Source organism: Roseicyclus sp. (genome assembly GCF_965662675.1).
GTDB lineage: Bacteria > Pseudomonadota > Alphaproteobacteria > Rhodobacterales > Rhodobacteraceae > Roseicyclus.
In genome coordinates this window covers 1-2,516 of sequence record NZ_CBFIIK010000175.1, presented here as the reverse complement: position 1 = coordinate 2,516, position 2,516 = coordinate 1, and the positions used below count along the sequence as shown (strand labels likewise).

Sequence of the window (2,516 nt, the reverse complement as noted above, 5' to 3'; positions counted from 1 at the left end):
GTCACGGGCGTTGGTCTTGATCACCGCCCCCGACCCCAAGGCCGCTGCCGGGTAACAGGCGGAAGGATCGTTATTGGCAAGACTGCCGCCGATCGTGCCGCGGTTGCGCACCGCGGGATCGCCGATATGACCGGCCAGCGCGGCAAGGGCCGGGTAATGGGCCGCCGCCTCGCGCGCAACGGTTGCATGGGTTGTGGCGCCCCCGATGCAGACCTCACCCTTGTCATTGACGCAGACCCCGATCATCTCGGGAATAGCGTTGAGACTGACCAATGTGGTCGGTGCCGCAAGCCGCTGCTTCATGGTCGGCAAAAGTGTCTGGCCACCACCCAGCGCTTGCGCATCCTCGGCGGCCAAAGCGGCCACGGCATCAGCGATCGTCTTGGCCTTGGCGAATTCGAAATTGTACATCCGTTCCTCCCGAAGGGTCCGTCCCTTCTTCGTTTTCCAAATATCCCGGGGGGTGCGGGGGGCTGGCCCCCCGCACCTGCCGGATCAAGCTTGCATGGCGGCCCAGACGCGCGCAGGCGTCAGCGGCATGTCGATATGGCTGACTTGGGTCATCCCTCCACGATGCAGCGCGTCGATCACCGCATTGACCACCGCGGGTGGCGAGCCGATCGCCCCCGCCTCGCCACAGCCCTTCACCCCCAGCGGGTTGTGTGTACAAGGCGTGACGCAGGAGTGATCGACCTGGTAGAACGGCACATCATCGGCCCGCGGCATGGTGTAATCCATGTAGGAGGCGGTCAGAAGCTGGCCGTTCTCGTCATAGGCGGTGTGTTCGACCAAGGCCTGACCAATGCCCTGCGCGACACCGCCATGCACCTGCCCCTCGACGACCATCGGGTTCATCACATTGCCGAAATCATCGGCGCAGGTGAAGGAACAGATCGCCACCTTGCCGGTGTCAGGGTCGACCTCGACCTCGCAAAGATAGGCGCCGGCGGGATAGGTGAAGTTGTTGGGGTCGTAGAAGGCCGTCTCCTCCAGCCCCGGCTCCAAGGTCTCGAGCGGGTAATTATGCGGCACATAGGCGGAAAAGGCGATCTCACCGAAAGACTTGGCCTTGTCGGTCCCGGCCACCGAGAAGCTGCCGTTTTCAAAGGTGATGTCACCCTCGGCCGCCTCCAGCATATGGGCCGCGATCTTTTTGCCCTTGTCGATGATCTTGTCGAGTGCGCGGTCCATTGCCGAACCGCAGACCGCCAGCGAGCGCGACCCGTAAGAGCCCATCCCGAAGGGGATTTTCGAGGTGTCGCCATGCACGATCTCGACGGCACTTTCTGCCACGCCCAGCTTATCTGCAACGATCTGGGCAAAGACCGTCTCATGGCCCTGACCATGGCTATGGGCCCCGGTCATCACCTGGATCGTCCCGGTCGCGCTGACGCGCACAGTGGCGGTGTCATAAAGGCCCACACGGCTGCCAAGCTGGCCCGCCAGATGCGAGGGGGCGATGCCGCAAGCCTCGATCCAGGTCGAAAGCCCCACGCCGCGCAGCTTGCCTTGTGCCCGGCTTTTGGCCGCGCGCGCCTCGAAACCCGCCAGATCGGCCATCTCCAAAGCCTTGTCGAGCGTGGCTTGGTAGTTGCCCACATCATAGACCAGCCCGACGGGCGTGGTGTAGGGGAACTGGTCAGGCGTCAAAAGGTTCTTGCGCCGCACCGCGACAGGATCGAGCTTCAACTCGCGCGCCATCTTGTCGATGGCGCGCTCAAGGCTATAGGTCGCCTCGGGCCGCCCCGCCCCGCGATAGGCATCGACGGGTGCGGTATTGGTAAAGACCGCCTTCACGTTCACATAGACATGCGGCACCTTGTAGGGTCCCGCCATCAGCGTGCCATGCAGATAGGTCGGTGTCGCGGTCGAGAAATTCGACAAATAGCCCCCGACATTGGCCAGCGTGTGGGTGCGGATCGCCAAGATCTCGCCATCCAGCGTCGCGCCCACCTCGATCGTTGTGACATGGTCGCGCCCATGGGCATCGGTCAGGAAGCTTTCCGACCGTTCCGCCGTCCAGCGCACCGGGCGGCCCAGCTTCTTGGCGGCGGCCAGAACCAGCGCCTCTTCGCCGTAATGATAGATCTTGGATCCGAACCCGCCGCCGACATCGGGGGCGACAACGGTCAGCTTATGCTCGGGAATGCCAAGCACGAAGGCACAGACCAACAGCCGCGTCAGGTGGGGGTTCTGGCTGGTGGTGGTCAGCTTGTAATCGCCCGTGCCGGGATTGTATTCGCCGATCGAGGCGCGCGGCTCCATCGCGTTGGGCACAAGGCGGTTGTTGACCAGTTCCAGCGTCGTGACATGCGGCGCGGCCTTCATCGCGGCATCGACTGCGTCGCGGTTATCCTCGATCCAGCCCCAGTCGAAGCACAGGTTGTCAGGGATCTCCTCATGCACCCGGTTATCCGTATTGGCCACGGCATCCGCCATATCGACGATAGCGGGCAATTCGGCGATCTCGGTGCCTGCGGCCACCGCCTCGGCGGCATCGCGGGCCTGCTCATAGG

Annotated in this window: 2 protein-coding genes; both read right to left on the bottom strand. The window is 63.6% G+C overall.

The annotated features are described in order from the left end of the window. The coding region (locus ACTG4J_RS15210; protein ID WP_439140578.1) for an FAD binding domain-containing protein at positions 1-411 on the bottom strand (411 nt) is incomplete at its 3' end. An 84-nt stretch (positions 412-495) separates the two neighbouring features. Next, positions 496-2,516 (bottom strand): xanthine dehydrogenase family protein molybdopterin-binding subunit (locus tag ACTG4J_RS15205; RefSeq protein ID WP_439140577.1); only part of this gene is annotated, 2,021 nt, incomplete at its 5' end.